At 69.8% G+C, this 20,052-nt stretch carries 21 protein-coding genes; 14 read left to right on the top strand and 7 right to left on the bottom strand.

Going from position 1 to position 20,052, the window contains the following annotated elements; translation table 11 throughout:
* Positions 1-292: 292 nt before the first annotated feature.
* The 5 genes from QH276_RS01405 to QH276_RS01385 all read right to left on the bottom strand — a co-directional run bounded on the left by QH276_RS01405 (position 293) and on the right by QH276_RS01385 (position 4,675).
* Positions 293-1,327 carry a methionine synthase gene (locus QH276_RS01405; RefSeq protein ID WP_280401739.1) on the bottom strand — a complete coding sequence of 345 codons (1,035 nt, stop codon included), beginning with the start codon at positions 1,325-1,327 and terminating at the stop codon, positions 293-295.
* Positions 1,324-2,424, bottom strand: coding sequence for a tRNA 2-thiouridine(34) synthase MnmA (gene mnmA, locus QH276_RS01400; protein ID WP_280401740.1), 1,101 nt, complete (start codon positions 2,422-2,424; stop codon positions 1,324-1,326). Before mnmA ends, QH276_RS01405 begins: the two co-directional genes overlap by 4 nt.
* 3 nt (positions 2,425-2,427) lie before the next feature.
* Complete coding sequence (locus QH276_RS01395; protein ID WP_280401759.1) at positions 2,428-3,654, bottom strand: cysteine desulfurase family protein; 1,227 nt, start codon at positions 3,652-3,654, stop codon at positions 2,428-2,430.
* Positions 3,655-3,777: 123 nt separating this feature from the next.
* Positions 3,778-4,155, bottom strand: a complete 378-nt coding sequence (locus tag QH276_RS01390; protein ID WP_280401741.1) for a DUF5313 family protein — start codon at positions 4,153-4,155, stop codon at positions 3,778-3,780.
* 49 nt (positions 4,156-4,204) lie between these two features.
* On the bottom strand, positions 4,205-4,675 hold the full coding sequence (locus tag QH276_RS01385; protein ID WP_280401742.1) for a MarR family winged helix-turn-helix transcriptional regulator: 471 nt from the start codon (positions 4,673-4,675) through the stop codon (positions 4,205-4,207).
* 530 nt (positions 4,676-5,205) lie between these two features.
* Here QH276_RS01385 and QH276_RS01380 point away from each other — a divergent pair.
* Genes QH276_RS01380 through QH276_RS01350 form a run of 7 tightly spaced genes read left to right on the top strand, consistent with a single transcriptional unit; the run spans position 5,206 to position 12,527 of the window.
* Positions 5,206-5,751: an MSMEG_0572/Sll0783 family nitrogen starvation response protein gene (locus QH276_RS01380; RefSeq protein WP_280401743.1), complete on the top strand. Its 546-nt coding sequence runs from the start codon at positions 5,206-5,208 to the stop codon at positions 5,749-5,751.
* Positions 5,752-5,760: 9 nt separating this feature from the next.
* Positions 5,761-6,819 carry an MSMEG_0568 family radical SAM protein gene (locus QH276_RS01375; RefSeq protein WP_280401744.1) on the top strand — a complete coding sequence of 353 codons (1,059 nt, stop codon included), beginning with the start codon at positions 5,761-5,763 and terminating at the stop codon, positions 6,817-6,819.
* A gap of 1 nt (position 6,820) precedes the next feature.
* Positions 6,821-8,278, top strand: a complete 1,458-nt coding sequence (locus tag QH276_RS01370; RefSeq protein ID WP_280401745.1) for an MSMEG_0567/sll0787 family protein — start codon at positions 6,821-6,823, stop codon at positions 8,276-8,278.
* Positions 8,275-9,189 carry a carbon-nitrogen hydrolase family protein gene (locus QH276_RS01365; protein WP_280401746.1) on the top strand — a complete coding sequence of 305 codons (915 nt, stop codon included), beginning with the start codon at positions 8,275-8,277 and terminating at the stop codon, positions 9,187-9,189. The genes QH276_RS01370 and QH276_RS01365 overlap by 4 nt, the downstream gene beginning before the upstream one ends.
* A 10-nt stretch (positions 9,190-9,199) precedes the next feature.
* On the top strand, positions 9,200-10,471 hold the full coding sequence (locus QH276_RS01360) for an MSMEG_0569 family flavin-dependent oxidoreductase (protein WP_280401747.1): 1,272 nt from the start codon (positions 9,200-9,202) through the stop codon (positions 10,469-10,471).
* Between the two features lie 11 nt (positions 10,472-10,482).
* Positions 10,483-11,334: a carbon-nitrogen hydrolase family protein gene (locus QH276_RS01355; RefSeq protein WP_280401748.1), complete on the top strand. Its 852-nt coding sequence runs from the start codon at positions 10,483-10,485 to the stop codon at positions 11,332-11,334.
* The gene (locus QH276_RS01350) at positions 11,334-12,527 is read left to right on the top strand and encodes an MSMEG_0565 family glycosyltransferase (RefSeq protein ID WP_280401749.1); all 1,194 of its coding nucleotides are present in this window, start codon (positions 11,334-11,336) and stop codon (positions 12,525-12,527) included. Before QH276_RS01355 ends, QH276_RS01350 begins: the two co-directional genes overlap by 1 nt.
* Here QH276_RS01350 and QH276_RS01345 read toward each other — a convergent pair.
* The gene (locus tag QH276_RS01345; RefSeq protein ID WP_280401750.1) at positions 12,474-13,112 is read right to left on the bottom strand and encodes a carboxymuconolactone decarboxylase family protein; all 639 of its coding nucleotides are present in this window, start codon (positions 13,110-13,112) and stop codon (positions 12,474-12,476) included. The two genes, QH276_RS01350 and QH276_RS01345, sit on opposite strands and share 54 nt — an antisense overlap.
* A 24-nt stretch (positions 13,113-13,136) precedes the next feature.
* Positions 13,137-13,697 (bottom strand): VOC family protein, encoded by a 561-nt coding sequence (locus QH276_RS01340; protein WP_280401751.1) that lies wholly within the window; start codon positions 13,695-13,697, stop codon positions 13,137-13,139.
* A 107-nt stretch (positions 13,698-13,804) separates the two neighbouring features.
* Between QH276_RS01340 and QH276_RS01335 the strand changes: the two genes are divergently transcribed.
* From QH276_RS01335 to QH276_RS01305, 7 genes are all read left to right on the top strand, one after another.
* On the top strand, positions 13,805-14,437 hold the full coding sequence (locus QH276_RS01335) for a TetR/AcrR family transcriptional regulator (protein WP_280401752.1): 633 nt from the start codon (positions 13,805-13,807) through the stop codon (positions 14,435-14,437).
* 116 nt (positions 14,438-14,553) lie between these two features.
* Positions 14,554-15,813, top strand: coding sequence for a CaiB/BaiF CoA transferase family protein (locus QH276_RS01330; RefSeq protein WP_280401753.1), 1,260 nt, complete (start codon positions 14,554-14,556; stop codon positions 15,811-15,813).
* Positions 15,810-16,730: a hydroxymethylglutaryl-CoA lyase gene (locus QH276_RS01325; RefSeq protein ID WP_280401754.1), complete on the top strand. Its 921-nt coding sequence runs from the start codon at positions 15,810-15,812 to the stop codon at positions 16,728-16,730. Before QH276_RS01330 ends, QH276_RS01325 begins: the two co-directional genes overlap by 4 nt.
* 50 nt (positions 16,731-16,780) lie before the next feature.
* On the top strand, positions 16,781-17,164 hold the full coding sequence (locus QH276_RS01320; protein WP_280401755.1) for a nuclear transport factor 2 family protein: 384 nt from the start codon (positions 16,781-16,783) through the stop codon (positions 17,162-17,164).
* Between the two features lie 5 nt (positions 17,165-17,169).
* Positions 17,170-18,339: an acyl-CoA dehydrogenase family protein gene (locus QH276_RS01315; RefSeq protein ID WP_280401760.1), complete on the top strand. Its 1,170-nt coding sequence runs from the start codon at positions 17,170-17,172 to the stop codon at positions 18,337-18,339.
* Positions 18,330-18,653 (top strand): phosphotransferase, encoded by a 324-nt coding sequence (locus tag QH276_RS01310; RefSeq protein WP_280406563.1) that lies wholly within the window; start codon positions 18,330-18,332, stop codon positions 18,651-18,653. Before QH276_RS01315 ends, QH276_RS01310 begins: the two co-directional genes overlap by 10 nt.
* A complete protein-coding gene (locus QH276_RS01305; protein WP_280406562.1) occupies positions 18,653-19,699 on the top strand; it encodes a phosphotransferase family protein in 1,047 nt (348 codons plus the stop codon). The genes QH276_RS01310 and QH276_RS01305 overlap by 1 nt, the downstream gene beginning before the upstream one ends.
* Positions 19,700-20,052: the final 353 nt, after the last annotated feature.

Here is a 20,052-nt window from a genome sequence, read left to right as displayed (position 1 = left end):
TTCGGTGGGGGTTCCGGTCTCACTCACATCTGGCAGATTAGTCGAGGCCACCGACACTCCCGGTCACATATCCGCACGTCGCCCGCCCCGCGCCCGACCGTTGCAGTCCCGCGGTGAACACACCGGAGAGCACCGGCGGAATTCACACGACCGCCCGGACTGCGCTCCGCGCCAGGGCACACATGCCCCCGGTGGCGAGGGACTGCCGCAGGGAGTGGTCGCCCGAACCTGACGGTGACGGGTCGCACCGCATGCGCATGCGCGTGGCACGCCGACCGAAGTCCGGCGAATCCTACTGCGGCACCAGCGACTCCGGGTCCTGCGCGAACGCCTTCGCGGTATCCGAGGCCAGGCGCAGCGCATCCCGCGCCCAGCTCAGTGGTGCGCCGCCCAGTCCGCAGGCGGGGCTCACGGTCACCCGCCGGGCCAGTTCGGCGCGGGGGAATCCGAGACGATCCATCAGGCGCGCGCCCGGTTCGGCGATGTCCCGCCAGTTCTGCGCGGTGCCGGGCTTGGTTGTCGGCACCATCCCGAGCACCAGGTGTTTGCCCGCGTCCAGCGCTTCGCCGACCGCGTCCAGGCCGGCGGTGCCGGACAGGGTCGCGAGATCGAAGCCGAGTGCGCCGGCCGCGGTCCGGCGCAGGAAGTCCAGCGGCGGACGGTGCGCGCAGGTGTGCACCAGAGTCGCCACCCGTTGCGGTGCCAGTACCGCGTCGAGGATCGACAACGCCTCCGGTTCGGGCAGCGCGGGCACCGTGTTGAGCACGCTCGCCCCGCGCAGCGAACCGTTGAGCACATCGGCCAGTGACGGTTCGTCCAATTGCAGCACGACCTCGGTCTCCAGCCGGGCCGCGATTTCGGCGATATGCGCAGCGATCCCTTCGGCCAGCGAATCCGCCAGATCGCGTACCGCGCCACGGTCGGTGAGTACCCGATGACCGTGGGGTAGTTCCACCTGGGCGGCCAAGGTCAGCGGACCCGCGGCCTGCACCTTGACCGGCCGCCCGCTCCCGCGCAGCCCGGCGTTCTCCCAGGCCTCCTGCAGGGCGTCGAGGTCGGTGCGCAGCAGATCGCGCGCACGCCGCGACACCCCGCCGGGGCGCGCGGCCAGCCGGTAGCCGCGCGGAGTGATGTCGAAACGCATATCCACCAGCAGCGCCGACGCCCGCCCGACGGTATCCGCGCCCACCCCGCGCCCGGGCAGTTCCACCAGATGCGGCAGACCGGGCAGCTCGCCGACGATCACCGCGGCCGCCTCGCGCGGGTCGGTGCCGGGCCACGACCCGACCCCCGTCGCCACTCCGGCCGGAATGGCCGCTGCGGTCATCGCGGCGCGCCGGCCGGTGCCGTACGCGAGGTGGCCGCGATCGTCCCGCTGCCCAGCACCTCGTCGCCGGCCGGGTCCGGCCGGTACAGCACCGCCGCCTGACCCCGCGCGACACCGCTGAGCGGTTCGTGCAACCGCACCCGCAGCCCGTCGCCGACCGCTTCCGCGGTGGCGGGCGCGATACCGCCGTGTGCCCGGACCTGCACCACACACTCGACCGGCCCGTCCGGCGCCACCCCGCCGGTCCAGACGGCCCGTTCGGCGTCGATGGCCCAGACCTGCAGATCATCGGCCGATCCGACGTGCACGGTGCCGGAGTCCGGGTCGATCTCGGTGACATAGCGCGGTTTGCCGTCCGGTCCGGGCCCGGGCAGTCCCAGGCCCTTGCGCTGCCCGATGGTGAATCCGTGCACACCGTCGTGCCGTCCGAGTTCGGCGCCCTGCCGGTCGACGATCGCGCCCGGCCGGATCCCGATTTTCGCCCCGAGGAACGCCCGGGTGTCGCCGGAGGGGATGAAGCAGATGTCGTGGCTGTCCGGTTTGTCGGCCACCGCCAGCCCGCGTTCGGCGGCCTCGGCCCGGATCTGCGGTTTCGGGGTGTCGCCCACCGGGAACATGGCCCGTTTCAGCTGCTCGGCGGTCAACACCGCGAGCACGTACGACTGATCCTTGTCCGCGTCCACCGCCCGGCGCAGCACGCCGTCGGCCAGGCGGGCGTAATGTCCGGTGACCACGGCGTCGAAACCGAGGGCCGCGGCCCGGTCGGCCAGCGCGGAGAACTTGATCTTCTCGTTGCAGCGCAGGCAGGGGTTCGGCGTTTCACCGGCGGCGTAGGCCGCGACGAAATCGTCGATCACATCTTCTTTGAAGCGGTCGGCGAAGTCCCAGACGTAGAACGGGATACCGAGCACGTCCGCGGCCCGGCGGGCGTCACCCGCATCCTCCTTGGAGCAGCAGCCCCGCGAACCGGTGCGCAGGGTGCCCGGCGCGCTCGACAGCGCCAGATGGACCCCGATCACCTCGTGCCCGGCATCGACGGCCCGTGCCGCCGCCACCGCGGAATCCACTCCACCACTCATCGCGGCGAGTACGCGCATACGCTACGCACCTCCTCTCGCACCGGCCAGGCCCGCGGCCCTGGCTCGTTCCACTACTTGCGGTAATACTTCCAACAGGGCATGGATATCGGATCGCCGCGAGGTATGTCCAAGGGAAAAACGCAGCGAACCGCGCGCGTCCCGGGCATCGACCCCCATGGCGATCAGCACATGGCTCGGCGAGGCCACCCCGGCCGTGCACGCCGAACCGGTCGAACATTCGATCCCCGCGGCGTCCAGCAGCATCAGCAGCGAATCGCCCTCGCAGCCGGGGAACGTGAAATGCGCGTTGCCCGGCAACCGGCGCTCGTCGTACGGGCCGTTGAGCACCGCGTCCGGAGCGATCCGGCGCACCCCGGCGATCAGTTCGTCCCGCAAACCGCTCAGTTCCTCTGTCCGGAAAGGCATTTCCGCCACCGTCTGGTGCAGCGCGGCGGCCAGCCCGGCCGTGGCGGCCACATCGGAGGTCCCCGACCGCAGATCGCGTTCGTGCCCGCCTCCGTGCAGCAGCGGCACACAACCCACCTGCCGCCCGAGGAGCAGTACGCCCACCCCGTGCGGTCCGCCGAGCTTGTGACCCGCGAAACTCGCCGCGGCCAGCCCGCTGGCCCCGAAATCGATGGGCAGTTGCGCGGCGGCCTGCACCGCGTCGCTGTGCATGGGCACCCCGGCGGCGCGCGCAATAGCGGCCAGCTCCGCGATCGGCTGGATCGCGCCGATCTCGTTGTTCGCCCACATCACGGTGACCAGCGCCACCTCGCCGGCATTCTCGGCGAGTTCGGCGCGCAGCGTCTCGGGTGCGACGATGCCGTCGCCGTCCACCGGCAACCAGGTGACCCGCGCCCCCTCGTGCCGTTCCAGCCACTCCACGGCGTCGAGCACCGCATGGTGTTCGGTGGCCCCGGCCAGGATGCGGGTACAGCGCGGATCGGCGTCGCGGCGGGCCCAGTAGATGCCTTTGACCGCGAGGTTGTCGCTTTCGGTCCCGCCGGAGGTGAGGATCACCTCGGAGGGCCGGGCACCCAGATCGGCGGCGATCGATTCGCGCGCCTCCTCCAGCCGGCGGCGGGCCGCCCGGCCCGATCCGTGCAGCGAGGACGGGTTACCGCCCAGCGCGAACGCAGCGGTCATCGCCTCGACGGCCGCGGGCAGCATCGGTGTGGTGGCCGCATGATCGAGGTAAACCGTCGTGGGCACACCGCTGACCGCACCCGGAAAAGCCGACTTCATGACCGACAAAGCCTATCCCACCGTTGACCTGGGCCTCTTCGGGGTGTCTCCCCCGCTTTCCTACGATTTTTCTCCGATTTGCTCACGAGTCACAACAGTGCAGGCACCACCGGCATTCCCGGGTCAGCCGCGGTGGTGGCGCAGTTCGTAGCTTGCCCGCTCCTCGGCGGCGCGGCGCCGGCGGCCCGGATCGGCCAGCGCGGGGTCGAGACCGTGCTTGACCAGAATGTGCCGCCGGTGCACGTACACCAGAGCGACCGCGAAGAAGGCGAGCGGGAGGAAGACCAGCACGGCCATCGCAAACCCCATCCACCACGGCCCGGGGACCAGCGCGAACAGGCACAAGAACGGGATCGGGGGAAGCAGGAAGCGTTGCAGGAAACGGCGGGTGGCGCCCGGGCCGGTCTGGTCACGCAGGACCCACTGCTGCATCGAGGAGGGCAGGGGCTCGCCGAAGAGGTAGCGCATGCGCTGGGTCGGTGTCGGGATCCGGTCTGTCACGAGTTCGTCCTGTCCGAGCCGCGGCGGCCGAGGATCGCGCCGACGGGGTTCATGATCGATTGTCCGGGTGGGCGAGGGCAGCGCGGCGGGCTGCCTCGTTGACCCGTCCGAGCACTTCACGCAATTCCTCGAGATCGCTGAGTTCCACACCGAGCCGGTCGACGACAGCGGCCGGAATACGCTCGGCCTCGCGACGGAGCGCGATACCTGCGTCGGTGAGGTCGACCACCAGGGTGCGTTCATCGCGGGGGTCCCGCCGCCGGGTGATCAGGCCGGCACCCTCCAGGCGTTTGAGCAGCGGCGACAGCGTGGGGGAATCGAGCTGAATCGCCTCGGCGATGGCTTTCACCGACATCGGCGCCTCACCCCAGAGTGCCAGCATGACGAGGTACTGGGGGTGCGTCAGGCCGAGCGGGTCCAGCAGGGGCCGGTATACGGCGAGCACCGAGCGGTTCGCCACCGCCAGCGCGAAACATACCTGCCGCTCCAACCGCAGCGGGTCCTCGATATCCGCGGTCACCAAGCCTCCGTGCGATCGAACTACCCTGCCGATTCGAACATAGCCCACGAATAGTTAATGCACCAATTATTCGCGGGTAATCCGAATCACAGGCCCGGTGCGGCCTCCGGGCGCCGAGGAATGCTCGGTGGGAACAATCCTCGGCAACGGCTCCTGCAGTCCAGATGAGCCCAGCACGGGCCCAGTACTTCTCGCGCGGCCGTTTCACCGACATTACAAATGAGCACCGGCCCGGTTCGGCGGAGTGAACGGCCGGGCCGGTATCGCAGCACAACGATTACACCGCGGTTATCCGCACGGCGACCCGTTCGGCGAGCAACACGGTCGTCGGATCGAAACACGCAGTACCGCAGTGGTTTTCCCGATTCCTGCCGGTGCGCAGGCGGTAACGCCCGGCAATTCCCTCTTCTTCCACAGGTGACCAACCGGAAATACGGCGGGCGTCAACTTGACTCATCGGTGCACAGCGCACGAACCGGAACCCCGCCCCGTGCACCGATTCCCATCGCACCGTTCGCAGGAGATCAATCATGTCCGCACCCGCCGGCACCACCACCGATATCGACAAGGCCATCGCGGAGAACATCGCGAAATCACTGGCCGAGATCCCGCACCCGGCCTTGCCGAAGGGCACCAATATCTACGGGTCGACGAAAATCTTCCCGGACTATCGCGCCGAGGCCGGCGAAACCTACTTCACCCTCGTGCACGGCATCGCCCACGAATCGTCGGTGAGCTTCGTGGCGGTCCTGCAAGCGACCCGGGCGCTGCGCAAGGGGTTCGAATCGGCCATCTACTTCTACGGCCCCGGCGCGATCAACTGTGTCGCCAACCGCGGCTTCCCGACCACCGGTGACAGTGGTTTTCCCGGCGAGCAGAACATCAACGATTCCCTCGCCACCTTCATCGCGGAGGGCGGCACGGTGTTCGCGTGCCGGTTCGGGCTGGCGCTGCACGGCGCTCGCGAGGAGGACCTCATCGAGGGGGTCGTCCCGGCACATCCGCTGGATGTCCAGGACGCGCTGATCCACTACGCCCGCAAGGGTGCCATCATCAACTCCACCTACCAGGTGTAGGCCGGCGCCATGACCGAAATATCCACCCGGGTAGATCTCGCGCTACTCGGTATTCGCGTCGATGTACCGGTGCAGCGCCGCTCCGGGGCCGGTCCCAGCGACGACGGTCATGTGTTGTTCGGGGGCGCCGGCGCTGCCGTTCCCCTCCGGTCCGACAGTCCCTATACCCTGCGCGACAACCGGTTACTGCTGGACGGCACCGATCTCGGGGTGACGGTCGAACCGGTCCGCCGGCCGCGTTTCTACGATCTGCGCACCGCCGACGGTATTGCCTACGAGCAGATCGCCAGGCTGCACGGCGCCGATGTGCTCGCCACCACGGTGGTGCAGACCTGCGTCCGGTACGCCGAGGACCAGCGGTGCCGGTTCTGTGCCATCGAGGCCTCGCTCGCGTCGGGTTCCACCATCGCGGTCAAGCGGCCCGAGCAGTTGGCCGAGGTCGCGGCGGCCGCGGTCCGGCTCGACGGGGTCCGGCAGATGGTGCTGACCACCGGCACCTCGGCGGGCAAGGATCGCGGCACCCGGCATCTTGCCCGCTGTGTGCGCGCGGTGAAGAACGCCGTACCGCACCTGCCGATCCAGGTGCAATGCGAACCCCCAGGTGACCTGGCCGCACTCGCGGATCTGAAGGCCGCCGGCGCGGATTCCATCGGTATCCATGTCGAATCGCTCGACGACGAGGTGCGCGCCCGCTGGATGCCCGGCAAATCGACGGTTGCGCTGAGTGAGTACCGGGCCGCGTGGGCGGAGGCGGTGCGCTTGTTCGGGCGCAACCAGGTATCCACCTACCTGCTGGTCGGGCTGGGCGAGGATCCGGACGAACTGGTTGCCGGGGCGGCGGAGCTGATCGCGTTGGGTGTGTACCCGTTCATCGTGCCGTTCCGGCCGTTGCGCGGGACGCTCGCCGTGGACGTCGACGGTGCCGGCGCACCGGCACCGCAACTGCTCGAAGAGGTCACCCGCCGGGTGGCGGAGCTGTTGCGGGCGGCCGGTATGGCGGGCGCCGGGCAGAAGGCCGGCTGCGCGGCGTGTGGCGCCTGCAGTGTCCTGCAGACCGCGGGAGCCTGAGATGACCACCACCGCGCTCCTGCCCGCACAGCCCGGCACGCTCCGGGAGGACACCTACGCACCGCGCACGGATTACTGTGTTCTGTCCGGACACCCCGCCCCGGCGCCGCCGCCGGACGGCTTCCTCGTCCGCCCGGCGACCGGCGCTCAGCTGACCCGCTACCGCGCCCTGCGGCGGGAGAACTTCGTCGTCGATCAGGGTTTGTTCCAGGGCAGCGATACCGACGATCTGGACGACGATCCGCGCACGGTGGTCCTCGTCGCGGTCGCCCCGGACGGGGCGGTGCTCGGCGGGGTCCGGATCGCCCCGGCCACCGCCGAAGACCTCGGCTGGTGGACCGGCAGCCGGCTCGTCGTGGACTGTGGCCGCCGCACCCGCGGCGTGGGCCGTGCGCTGGTCCGGGCGGCCTGTGCGTACGCCGTGGACAATAATGTGCTCCGGTTCGAGGCGACCGTCCAGGAGCGCCACGCGCCGATGTTCACCCAGCTCGGCTGGGTCCGGCTGGACGACACCCGAATCGGTGGTACGCCGCATATCCGCATGCGCTGGCCGATCGACCGGATCGAACGCCTCACCCGGGCGACCAAGGCGCTACTGGGACCACTGCTGAGTGATCTCGGGAACGGCCCGGCCACGCTGGGCGGCAACGGTTTCCGCGGTGACGACGGCGCTCCGGTACCGGCCAGCGACCTCGTCGCGGCCTGCGACGCCATCGTCCCCGCGATGATCCAGCGCGATCCGGAATGGGCGGGCTGGTGTTCGGTGCTGGTGAATCTCAACGATCTCGCCGCGATGGGCGCACGGCCGGTCGGACTCCTGGACGCGGTCGCGGCCCCCACCAGGTCGGTGCTCACCAGGATCCTGCGCGGCCTGACCCGGGCGAGCGAGCTCTGGGACGTGCCGGTATTGGGTGGGCACACCCAGCTCGGTCCCGCGGCGCTGTCGGTGACGGCCCTGGGCCACACCCGGCGGCCGGTACCCGGCGGCGGGGGCCGCACCGGGGACGAACTCCGGCTCACCGCCGATCTCGGCGGCGGCTGGCGCCCCGGTTACCCCGGGCGCCAATGGGATTCGACCTCGCACCGCACGGGGACGGAGTTGCGGATGCTGGGCCGGTTCGTCGCCGATACCGCCCCGGCCGCCGCGAAGGATGTGAGTATGGCCGGTATCGCGGGCACCGCCGGCATGCTGGCCGAGGCGTCGGGAACCGGCGCCGAACTCGAGGTCGCCCGGATCCCCCGTCCCGCGGGAGCCGGACCGGCCGATTGGCTCACCTGCTTCCCCGGCTTCGCCATGCTCACCGCCGACCGTCCCGCGGCAGCGATCGCCGACCCGGGACCCGCCACCTCGGCCGTCTGCGGCGTACTCACCGCCGAACCCGGCGTGCGGTTGCGCTGGCCGGACGGAACGCTGACCACCGCGGTGCCCGGCACCGTCACCGGATTAGGACCCTCATGACCGACACCACTATCTCCGTGGCGGCCGCCGAATTCGGCCGCGATATGGAACTCTGCTACCGCACTGTCGCCGCCTCGATCGAGGAGGCACGCCGCCGTGGCAGCCGTCTGCTCGTCCTGCCCGAAGCCTGCCTGGGCGGGTACCTGCCCAGTCTGGGCGGGGGCGGTGAAAGCGCGGAGGCACGGCAACGCCGGCTGCGCAGCCTGCCCCCAGCGCTCGGCCTCGACGGCCCGGAACTGCGCCGCATCGTGGCCATGGCCCGGGATATGGTCGTTACGCTGGGATTCTGCGAGGCGGACGGCAATACCCGCTACAACACCGCGGTAACTCTCACCGGGGACGGGATTCTCGGCACCTACCGCAAGGTGCATCAGCCGCTCGGGGAAAATCTCTGTTACGCAGCAGGTTCCGAATATCATGCGTTCGACACTCCGGTCGGCCGGATAGGCATGCAGATCTGCTACGACAAAGCGTTCCCGGAGGCCGCCCGCGCCCTCGCGCTGGACGGCGCGGAGATCATCACCTCCTTGTCGGCCTGGCCCACCGCACGCACCGCGGCCGCCGAACGCCTCGCGGACGACCGCTGGACCCAGCGCTTCGATATCTACGACCGGGCCCGCGCCCTGGAGAACCAGGTGGTGTGGGTCGCTTCCAATCAGGCCGGGACCTTCGGGTCGCTGCGCTTCGTGTGCAACGCCAAGATCGTGGGACCCGGCGGCGAGATCCGCGCCACCACCGGCACCCGGCCCGGGCTCGCCACCGCGACCATCGATATCGGGCGCGAACTCGCCTCGGCCCGCGGCGGAGGTATGTACAACTTGCGCGACCGGCGCCCCGCCCTCTACGACCGCGTGGTGGCGCAACACGGCGTCGTCGGCCAACCAGCGGATATGGCGGATGCCCGTGCCTGAGCAAACACCCATGAGCCCGCACCTCGAACCGTTCACCGCCGTCGAGCACCACGAGGTGGTCGTCGTCGGTGGCGGACAGGCCGGCCTGTCGATGAGCCGGCAACTCACCGACCGCGGTATCGACCACCTCGTACTCGAACGCGACACCATCGCCCACGAATGGCTCGATTCCCGCTGGGACAATTTCACTCTCGTCACACCGAACTGGCAGTGCGTGCTGCCCGGGTACGCCTACGACGGACCGCAACCGCACGGGTTCATGTCCCGCGACGAGGTGTACGCCTGGGTGCGCGGCTACGCCGAGACCTTCCCCGCGCCGGTCCGTGAGCACGTCACCGTCACCTCGGTGGCCGCCGCGGCCGAGGGCGGATTCGAGATCGAGACGACCGCGGGCGGAATCCGTTGCGACAGTGTCGTCATCGCCACCGGCGGCTACCACACCCCGATCGTGCCGCGATTCGCCGAACGCCTGCCCGCGTCGATACGGCAGCTGCACTCGGCCGAATACCGCAGCCCGGAAGAACTTCCCGCCGGCGAGGTTTTGGTGGTGGGTACCGGTCAGTCCGGTGCGCAGATCGCCGAGGATCTGCACCTGGCGGGCCGGGCGGTGCATCTGGCGGTCGGGAGCGCGCCGCGGGTGGCCCGCTTCTACCGGGGTCGCGACTGTGTGGCCTGGCTCCAGGACATGGGGCACTACGACATCCCGGTCGAGAACCAGCCGGGCGGGCTCGGTAGACGCGAGAACACCAACCACTACGTCACCGGACGCGACGGCGGGCGCGATATCGATCTGCGCCGGTTCGCCCTCGAGGGCATGCGGCTCTACGGCCGGATGGTCGATATCTCCGGCGATACCGCTCGTTTCGCGCCGACACTGCGCACCTCCCTCGACGCCGCGGACGCGGTCGCGGAGAGCATCAAGGATTCGATCGACGCCTACATCACCCGAAAAGGGATCGACGCGCCGGCCGAACCGCGCTACCGGCCGGTGTGGCAACCGGAACAGCAACCCACCGACCTCGATCTGGCGGCGCACGGCATCACCTCGGTGGTGTGGTCGGTCGGATACCGCACCGACTACCGGTGGGTCCGCCTCGGTGTATTCGACGGTGCAGGCCACCCCTGTCATACCCGCGGTGTCACCGGCACACCCGGGCTGTATTTCCTCGGGCTACCCTGGCTGCACACCTGGGGGTCCGGGCGATTCGCCGCCATCGCGCGCGATTCGGAATACCTCGCCGAGCGGATCACCGCAGCCCTGCGCGCATCCGCCGCGGCCTGAACCCCACGACCATGGGTGTCACCAGAATCGCCGCTGTCGCCGGGCATTTCGGTGCCGATATCGGCCGCGCCCTCGACAAGATCGCCGGAATCGTGGAACGCCTCGCCGCGGACGGGGTGGACCTGCTGGTCTTGCCCGACGCCACGCTCGGCGGCTATATCGGCGATCTGCGCCATCCGGATCCGGGCACCGGGCCCGAGGCCATCGACCCGGACGGCCCCGAGATACGGCTCCTGTGCCGCCTGGCGGGGGCCATGACACTGTGCGTCGGCTACGCCGAACGGGCGGGGCCGGTCCGCTATAACGCCGCGGTATGTGTCACCGGAGACGGCGTTCTCGGCCGCCACCGCAAGGTGCACCAGCCCGCCGGTGAACACCTTGCCTACGCCGCGGGCGACCGGTTCACCGCCTTCGACAGCCCGGTCGGACGGATCGGCATGCTGATCGACTACGACAAGACCTTCCCCGAATCGGCCCGCACCCTCGCGCTCGACGGCGCCCGGACCGTCGCCGCGCTCTCGGCCTGGCCGGCCAGTGTCACCGACCGCGCGTCCCGGCTGCCCAACGACCGCCAGTCGCGCCTGTTCGATCTCTACGACCAGGCCCGCGCGGCGGAGAACCAGATCGTGCTGGCGTCGGCCAACCAGACCGGCACCACCGGGAATCTGCGCTTCCTCGGCCAGGCCAAGATCGTCGGGCCGGGCGGCGACATCCTGGCGCGGACCTGGTCGAAGGGCGGGCTCGCGGTCGCCGATATCGATATCGACGCCGAGGTCGAGCGGGCCCGGCGAGTGCTGCGGCACCTCGACGAACGCCGGATCGGCGCCTACCACAACCTCATGACCGGTACCGGAGGCCATTGATGCGTATCGCCCTGCTCACCTACTCCACCAAGCCACGCGGCGGGGTCGTGCACACCCTCAACCTCGCCGAAGCCCTCGCCCGGCTCGGCGCCGAGGTCACCGTGTGGACACTGGGCCGCGGCGGCGACACCGCGTTCTTCCGGCCGGTGGCCGATACCGTCGACGTCCGCGTCGTCGCGTTCGCGGGCGTCGACGGTGAATCCGTGGGCACCCGGATCCTGCGTTCCATCGAAACTCTGCGCGCGGCGTTCACCCCGGACCGCTACGACATCGTGCACGCGCAGGACTGCATCACCGCCAACGCCGTCGACGAGTGCATCCGGACGGTCCACCACCTCGATACTTTCACCACGCCCGAACTCGTCCGCTGCCACGAACGCGCCATCGTCGCTCCCTACGCCCGCATCTGTGTATCGGCCGCAGTGGCAGAAGAAGTCCGGGACGGCTGGGGCCTGCGGCCCACCGTGATACCCAACGGTGTCGAGTACCACCGTTTCGCGACCGCGGCGGGCGATTCCCCGGACGCCGTGGCCGCGCGCACCGCATGGCAGCGCCACCTCGGCCGCTACGTCCTTGCTCTCGGCGGTATCGAACCCCGCAAGGGCAGTATCGACCTGCTCGAAGCCTTCGCCCTGCTCGCTCACGAGCACCCACGTCTGCGATTGGTGTTCGCCGGCGGTGAGACATTGTTCGACTACCGCGAGTATCGCGCCCGCTTCGACGCCCGGGCCGCCGAACTCGGCGTCCGGCCGACCGTCCTCAGCACGGTCGCCCACCACGATCTGCCCGCGCTGATGGCCGGGGCGACGCTCCTGCCGTTCTTCTCCACCAAGGAGGGTTTCGGGCTGGCCGCCATGGAAGCCCTCGCCGGCGGTGTCCCGGTGGTGGCGCGGGAACTCCCGGTGTTCCGTGAGGTCTTCGGCGATACCGTCGACTATGCGGCCACCCACGAGGACATGGCGGCGGGCATGGCGCGTGCCCTCCGGCCGGACCCGCACCGAGCCGCCCGGGGCAGGCACCTCGCTGCCCGATTCGACTGGGAACGTACGGCACTGGCACACCTGGACTTCTATCGCCGGCACGGCCGGATGCCCGCTCAGCACCGCGTTCACCGCGCTGCCGGTACCGCACCGCCACAGTCAGGCCCCGGACAGGTCCGCGGAGAGGTCCCGGGCCTCCACTCCTTCCGGTAGTTGCACCTCCTCGATCGACTCCGGCCGATCGTCGTACTCGAGTCGCAGCGCCCGGCAGATCGTCGCATGCATGTCGTACATCGTGGTGATGTAGGTGAGTTCGAGAATTTCCTTATCACTCAAGCCCTCCCGCAGCACCGCGAACACCTCGTCGGGTACGCGTCCGCCGTCGTAGACCAGGGCGTCGGTATAGGCCAGCACGGCCCGTTCGAGTGGGGCGAAAACATCGCTGACCTGCCAGTGCGGGATGGCCGCGATTTTCTCCTCCGGCACCCCCAGCGATCGCATCTGCTTGCAGTGCTGGGAGAAGACGAACTGACTGCCGCGGGCGAAACCGGCCCGGCTCTGACCGAGTTCGCGCAGCGCCGGGTCCAGCGTGGCGTTGCGGTAGACGGCGAATCCCCGGACAGCGTGCCGGAACACGTCGGGCGACTGGGCGAAAACCGTCCACCAGTCGCCGGGGGTGGCATGAACGGTGCCGTGGTCGACGGCGGGATCCTTGTCCGGCCCGAAGAGCCGGTCGTAGTAGAACAGGATCCGTTCGTCGGTGACTTCGGCACGGGGTACTTCGCGCAACCTGGGCACGGTGGCGCTCCTTTCGGCTCGGTGCTACGCGGGGACGCGGCGGTCGGCGGCGGTCTTCGGTTCGTGCGAGATATCGGCTTCGGTGAATGTCCGAGTCCAGCAGGCGAATTCGAGCAGTACGCCGTCGGGATCCTGGAAGTAGAACGAGCGGACGAACGTGCCGGGATGAACCTCTCGCGAGACTCCGGCGCGGCTGTCGTCGTGGTTCAGCACACGACTGACCTCGACCCCCTCGGCCCGCAACCGCTCGTAGTACTCGTCGAACTTCTCCGGCGGTACGGCGAAGGCCACGTGGTTCATCGAACCGACGGCGCTCACGAGTTCGCCGGCGTCGGGCAAACCCTTCGGCGCCGAGACGCCCGGCGCCGCGTCGGGGGCGTCGGCGAGCCAGAAGAAGGCGAGCGTATTGCCGTTACCGCAGTCGAAGAAGAAGTGTTGTCCCAGGTCGCCGGGCAGTTCGATGGTCTTCACCAGCGGCATACCGAGTACGCCGGTGTAGAAATCGATGGTCCGGCGCATATCGGAGCACACCAGGGCCAAGTGGTTGATTCCGCGTAGTTCGTACCTCGGGTTGGGGGCGTTCATGGCAATCCTTCCGATGGGCGAGAATGGCGCCCAACCTGCCCGATCGGCGGCCGGGACCGGCAAAACATGACTTGACAGTCATGTCAGCTTCCGGAATAGTCTGTCCCGTGGCGAAGTCATCTGTCAACAGTTCCCCCGCCTCGGTCGACACCCTGACCCCGCGGGGACGCAAGACGCGTGACGCTCTGCTGGACGCGGCCCGCCGCGTCTTCGAGTCGGTCGGCTTCCTCGACGCGCGAGTGGAACTGATCGCCCAGGAGGCCGGGGTCTCCTACGGCACGTTCTATCGGTATTTCGAATCGAAGGACGATGTCTTCGGGGAACTGAGCAACCGGCTGTTCGAGGATATGCACCGGCGCGAGCCCGCGGCGGCCGACCTCTCCCCCGCCGAGCGCCTGATCGCCTCGAACCGATCCTATTTTCGGGCCTACCGGCGCAACGCGCCCCTGATGGCGATCATCGAGCAGGTCGCGACCTTCAACGAGGACTTCCGGCTGCTGCGGCACGAGCACCGCCGCCAGCTGATCGACCGCACGGCCCGGGCGATCGCCCGCTGGCAGTCCGAAGGTCTGGTCCCCGCTGGTCTCGACCCCGAACTGGCCGCCCGCGCCATGTCCGCCATGGTCGACCACACCCTGTACCTGTGGCTGATCCAGGGCGAGGACGCCGACGAAGAAGCGCTGCTCTCGACGCTCGATCAGATGTGTGTCGGCGCACTCCATCTCGACCGAAAGCCCTGACCGGCGCGGCCGCCTCATTCGAAGCCGGTCTCTTAGGCGCGGGCCTCCCCCGTCCGGCCGATACCGCGTCCGGCCACGACAGCTCCCACCCCTCTGCCGTCCCGAGGAGGCACACAATGACCACGGATTCGCAATCGGGCGCGGAGGCCCCGCCGCGCGGCCCGCTCGAGGGCTATCGCGTCCTCGAACTGGGCACGCTCATCGCGGGACCCTATTGCGGCCGGCTCCTCGGCGACCTCGGCGCGGATGTCATCAAGATCGAAGCACCGGACCGGCCGGACCCACTGCGCGAATGGGGCCAGGCCGAAGGGGGCCACCAGTATTTCTGGACCGTCCACGCCCGCAACAAACGCTGCGTCGGCATCGATCTGCGAACCGACCCGGGCCGCGAGATCTTCCTCGAGCTCGTCCGCACCGCCGATGTGGTGGTGGAGAGTTTCCGGCCCGGGACGCTGGAGCGCTGGGGACTCGGCTTCGACGTCCTGACCGCGGCCTCCCCGGGCCTCGTCCTCGCCCGGGTGTCGGGCTACGGCCAGACCGGGCCCTACGCCTCCCGGCCGGGGTATGCCTCGGTCGCCGAGGGCATCAGCGGCCTACGGCACCTCAACGGTTTTCCGGGTCAGGCCCCGCCCCGTATCGCCCTGTCGCTGGGCGACAGCCTCGCCGGGATGTTCGCCTTCCAGGGCGTCCTGGCCGCCCTGCTGGTGCGGGAACGTACCGGCCGCGGGCAGATCGTCGACGCGGCGCTCACCGAGGCCTCCCTCGCGATCCAGGAATCCACCGTGCCCGACTACCACAAGACCGGGCATATCCGGCAGCCGTCGGGTACGCGGCTGGACCGGATCGCGCCATCCAATCTGTACCGCGCGAAGGACGGCCTGTGGGTCATCATCGCTGCCAATCAGGACACCGTGTTCGGGCGGCTGGCCGCGGCCATGGGCCGGCCCGAACTCGCGACCGACCCACGCTATATCGACCACACCGCGCGTGGCCGCAACCAGGACGAACTCGACGAGATCATCGGGGCGTGGGCGGCGGATTTCACCGCGGCGGAACTGATCGACCTGCTGGCCGCGGCCGGTGTCGTGGCCGGCCCGGTCAATACGGTCGCCGAGGTGATGGCCGATCCGCAGTTCCTCGCCCGCGAGCTGTTCGTCGATCACCCCGACCCCTCGGCGCGGCCCACCGACCCCGGATACGACCCGGTCCCGGTGAAAGGGGTGGGTGTGGTTCCCAGGTTGAGCGAGACACCGGGCGGTGTCCGCTGGGGCGGCCCGGCCCGTCCGGGCGCCCACACTGATGAAGTCCTCGGTGAAATCCTGGGCTACGGCCCGGACCGGCTCGGCGAACTGCACGCCCGCGGCACGATCGCATGACCGCCCCCGCACAGGTCGTTATCCGCGAGGTCGCGCCGCGCGACGGTCTGCAGATCGAGGCACCGATTTCCACCGCGGCCAAACTCCGGTTGATCGAGGCGCTGGTCGCCACGGGGGTCGGGCGGATCGAAGTCACCTCGTTCGTCTCGCCGCGCGCTGTACCGGCGCTCGCCGATGCCGAACTGGTCGCGGCCGAGTTGCACCGCTGGCCGGACGTGCAATTCTCCGCGCTGGTCGCCGGGCTCGGCGGGGTCCGGCGGGCGCTCGCCGCGGGTATGCCCCGGCTCGAGTACGTGGTATCGGCCTCCGATGGGCACAGCCTCGCCAATGTCGGTCGTACCAGCGAAGAATCGATCGCACTCATCGCCCCCGTCGCGGACATGGTGCACGGTGTGGGCGGTGAGCTGGAGGTGATCATCGCGATCGCCTTCGACTGCCCCTTCGACGGGCCCACCCCGCCGCACCGGGTCGCCGCGATCGCGTCGCGGGCCCGGGCGGCCGGCGCCGACAATCTTTCCGTCGCCGATACCGTCGGCACGGCGACCCCGCGCCGGACCGCCGAGGTCGTCGACCTCGTGCGCGCCGCGGTTCCCGGCGTGGAAATCGGCTTGCACCTGCACAACACCCGGGGGCAGGGCCTGGCCAACGCGTGGTCGGGCTATCTGCACGGGATCCGCCGCTTCGACTCCTCCGCAGGGGGATTCGGGGGATGCCCCTTCGCGCCGGGTGCCAGCGGCAATATCGCCACCGAGGAACTGGTCTACCTGTTCGAGGACAGCGGTATCGCCACCGGTATCGACCTGCCCGCGACCCTCGCCGCCGCCGGGCTCGCCGCCGATCTGCTCGGCCGGGCGGCCGACAGCAATCTGCTCCGCGCCGGTGGGCGCCTGCTTCCCGCGTCCGCCGCCGGACGCTGAACACCACCGGGATCACACCGCCGGTCCCTGCCGAAAGAAGAGGACACCCGATGAACGATCTGGCCGATCGTTTCTTCGCCGCCGTCAGCGCGGGCGATGAAACGACCCTGACCGAGCTCTACGCTCCCGATGCCCGGATCTGGCACAACGACAAGGGCTCCGAGGAAACCGTCGCCGAGAATCTGCGGGTCCTGCGCTGGCTTTCGCGGACCCTGGTGGATATGCGCTACGAGGACATCCGCCGGTACCCGCTGCCCGCCGGTTTCGCCCAGCAGCACGTGCTGCGCGGTGAACTCCCGGGATACGGGCCGCTCGAAGTGGCGGCATGCCTGTTCGTCGAGGTGCGCGACGGGCGGATCGCCCGGATCGACGAATACGTCGACTCGGCGGCGACCCGGCCGCTTCGCGAGTTCACCACCGACCGGAAGGCGTGACGACGATGGACAGCCGGCTCACCGAACTCACCGCGCTGATGCGCGGGTTCATCGACGACGAGGTCATCCCCCGGGAAACGGTGCTCGCCCGCGAGGACGACACCGCCGGTGCGGCACTCGCCGAATTGCGCGCACGAGCCAAGGAACTCGGTATCTGGGCGCTGGGCCATCCCGCCGAGGTGGGCGGCGGCGGTCTGCCGTTCCTCGACTTCGTCTATCTCAACGAGATCATCGGACGCTCCGAATTCGGGCAGCTTGCCGTCGGCTCGGTCTCCATGCAGGACACGCTGATGCTGCACCTGCACGGCACCGAGGAGCAGCGCGAACGCTGGATCCCCGGGCTCGTGTCAGGGGATATCCTGCCGTCGGTGGGACTCACCGAACCCGAGGTGGCGGGATCGGATCCGACACTGATCGAGACCCGCGCGGAAGCCGACGGCGACAGCTGGGTGATCAACGGGCACAAATGGTTCACCACCGGCGCGGCGCAGGCCGCGTTCTGCACCGTGTTCGCCCGCACCGAACCCGACAGCGCGCCCCGGCACGCGCGGATCAGCGCGATCATCGTGCCGGTCGATACACCGGGTTTCGAGATCGTGCGGTCGATCCCGACGATGGGTCACGACCCCAGCGATCATTACGAGGTCCGCCTCACCGACGTGCGCGTCCCTCTGGACAATCTGCTCGGCGAACGCGGCAAGGGTTTCGCGGTGGCCCAGGACCGGCTCGGTGCGGGCCGGATCTTCCACGGTATGCGCTGGCTCGGCCAGGCCCAGCGGGCCTACGAGCTGATGTGCGAGCGGGCCGGCACCCGTTTCGCGCACGGGTCGCTGCTCGCGGAGAAGGGCGAGATCCACCGCTATATCGCCGAATCCGCCGCCCAGATCCACGCGGCACGGTTGATGACCCTCGATGCGGCGCGGGCGATGGACGCCGGAGCGGACTACCGCGTACGGGTCGGCCTGGTGAAGTTCTGGGGCGCGCGGATGCTGCACGATGTGATCGACCGCGCCATCCAGGTACACGGAGCGCTCGGCCTCACCGCCGATACTCCGCTGGAGCGGATGTACCGGCAGGCCCGGTACGCCCGCATCTACGACGGCCCCGACGAGGTGCACCGGATGTCCACCGCGCGGCGCCTGTTGCGCGATCCCGGGGCGGCGCCGTGGCTGTGACGACGCCGGCGGTCACTCTCGCCGAGGGAGTCCGTGCGGTCCTCACCGCCGCCACCGGCACCGAACTCGCCGGCGCCGAGGTGCGCCGGCTCACCGGCGGCGCCAGCCGCGAGACCTACGCCGTACGCGCCACCGATCCCGCGGGGCGCGAAACCACCGCTGTACTGCGCCGGGATCCCCCGGGCCGGGGTGAGGCCGAGCGGATGCGCGCCGAAGCGGCGTGCCTGCGGGCCGCCGCCGCGGCCGGGGTCCCGGTGCCCGTGGTGCTCGCCGCCGGGACACCGCGCCCGGTATCGATGCCCCGTACCTGCTGATGAACACCGTCCCCGGCGAGGCGCTCCCACGCAGGCTGCACCGTGATCCCGGCTACGCGGCCGTACGTGCGCATCTCGCCGAGGACTTCGGTTACGTACTGGGCCTGATCCATCGCACACCGGTGACGACACTCACCGCACTGGACAACCGCGACCCCTTGGACGCCATCGAGGAAACCTATCGCGACCTGGCCGAACCCCGGCCCGCCGTCGAGATCGCCCTGCGCTGGCTACGGGACAACCGGCCACCCGATCGACCGGCCGTCCTGGTCCACGGCGATTTCCGGCTGGGCAATATGCTGATCGACGCCGACGGGATCCGCGGCGTATTGGACTGGGAGCTCGCCCATCTCGGTAATCCGATCGAAGACCTGGGCTGGCTCTGTGTCCGCGCCTGGCGTTTCGGCGCGGCCGCGCCGGTGGGCGGACTCGGCACCCGCGACCAGCTCATCGACGGCTACGAGCGCGCCACCGGCGACCGCCCGCCGGCGGCCGAACTGCACTGGTGGGAAGTCTTCGGCACCCTGAAATGGCTGGTGCTGAGCCGATTCCAGGCCGAACGCCATCTCGGCGGCACCGAGTATTCGCTCGAACTGGCCGCCATCGGCCGCCGGGTCTGCGAGTCCGAATACGACCTGCTCGAGGTTCTCGGCCTGGTCTCGGCCGATCCCGGCGGCAACCCGATGACCGACCCGGCGCCGACGATCCACGACCGCCCCGATCTCACCGAGATCTTGGACCTCGTGACGCAAACCCTCACCGAGGAGATCGGCCCCGCCCTGCCCGAGGATGCCGCCGCACAACGCTATCTCCTGCGTATCTGCGCTTCCCTACTCCAGATCGGTGGCCGGGAGCTCCGAGCCGGTCCCGGCCCCACGGACCGGGTGCACGAGATGCTGCACGCCCTGGACTGCCCGTCCGAAGCGACCTTGGCCGAACGACTCCGTTCGGGCGACCTCTCCGTCGCGGACAAGCGCGTCCGCAGTACGGTCACCGCCGCAGTCGAGGCGAGGCTACAAGTGGCGAACCCCCGCCGGCTCGGCTGATAGGGCCCGATACGCCGCCGGGCGCCCCACACCGGGATCTGCCCGGCGGCGTATCACCGTATCGGCTCCGATCACCGCACGAGCAGACGCATGCACCTCGGTGGCCGGCAGCACGGCGACCACGAAATATCACACTCCCGATCGCGACCGCGTTGAGCACCAGGAACCCAGGGCATCGACGGCCGGCCGGACGATCACCGAACCAGGCAGGATCGGCCGAGCCGCCGGCCGGCGTTCCGCCGCCCCCTGGACCGGATCTCCATACAGCGCGGGGCGGGGGGGGGGGGGGGGGCCCCGCCCGGCGCGGGGGCCGGCGCCCCGCGGGGGGGGGCGCGCGGGGGGGGGGGGTGTGG

It is taken from the genome of Nocardia carnea (assembly GCF_029869215.1).
GTDB classification, from domain to species: Bacteria; Actinomycetota; Actinomycetes; order Mycobacteriales; family Mycobacteriaceae; genus Nocardia; species Nocardia carnea_B.
Note: the sequence above shows the minus strand (reverse complement) of the source record. Positions and strands in the feature narration are given on the sequence as shown.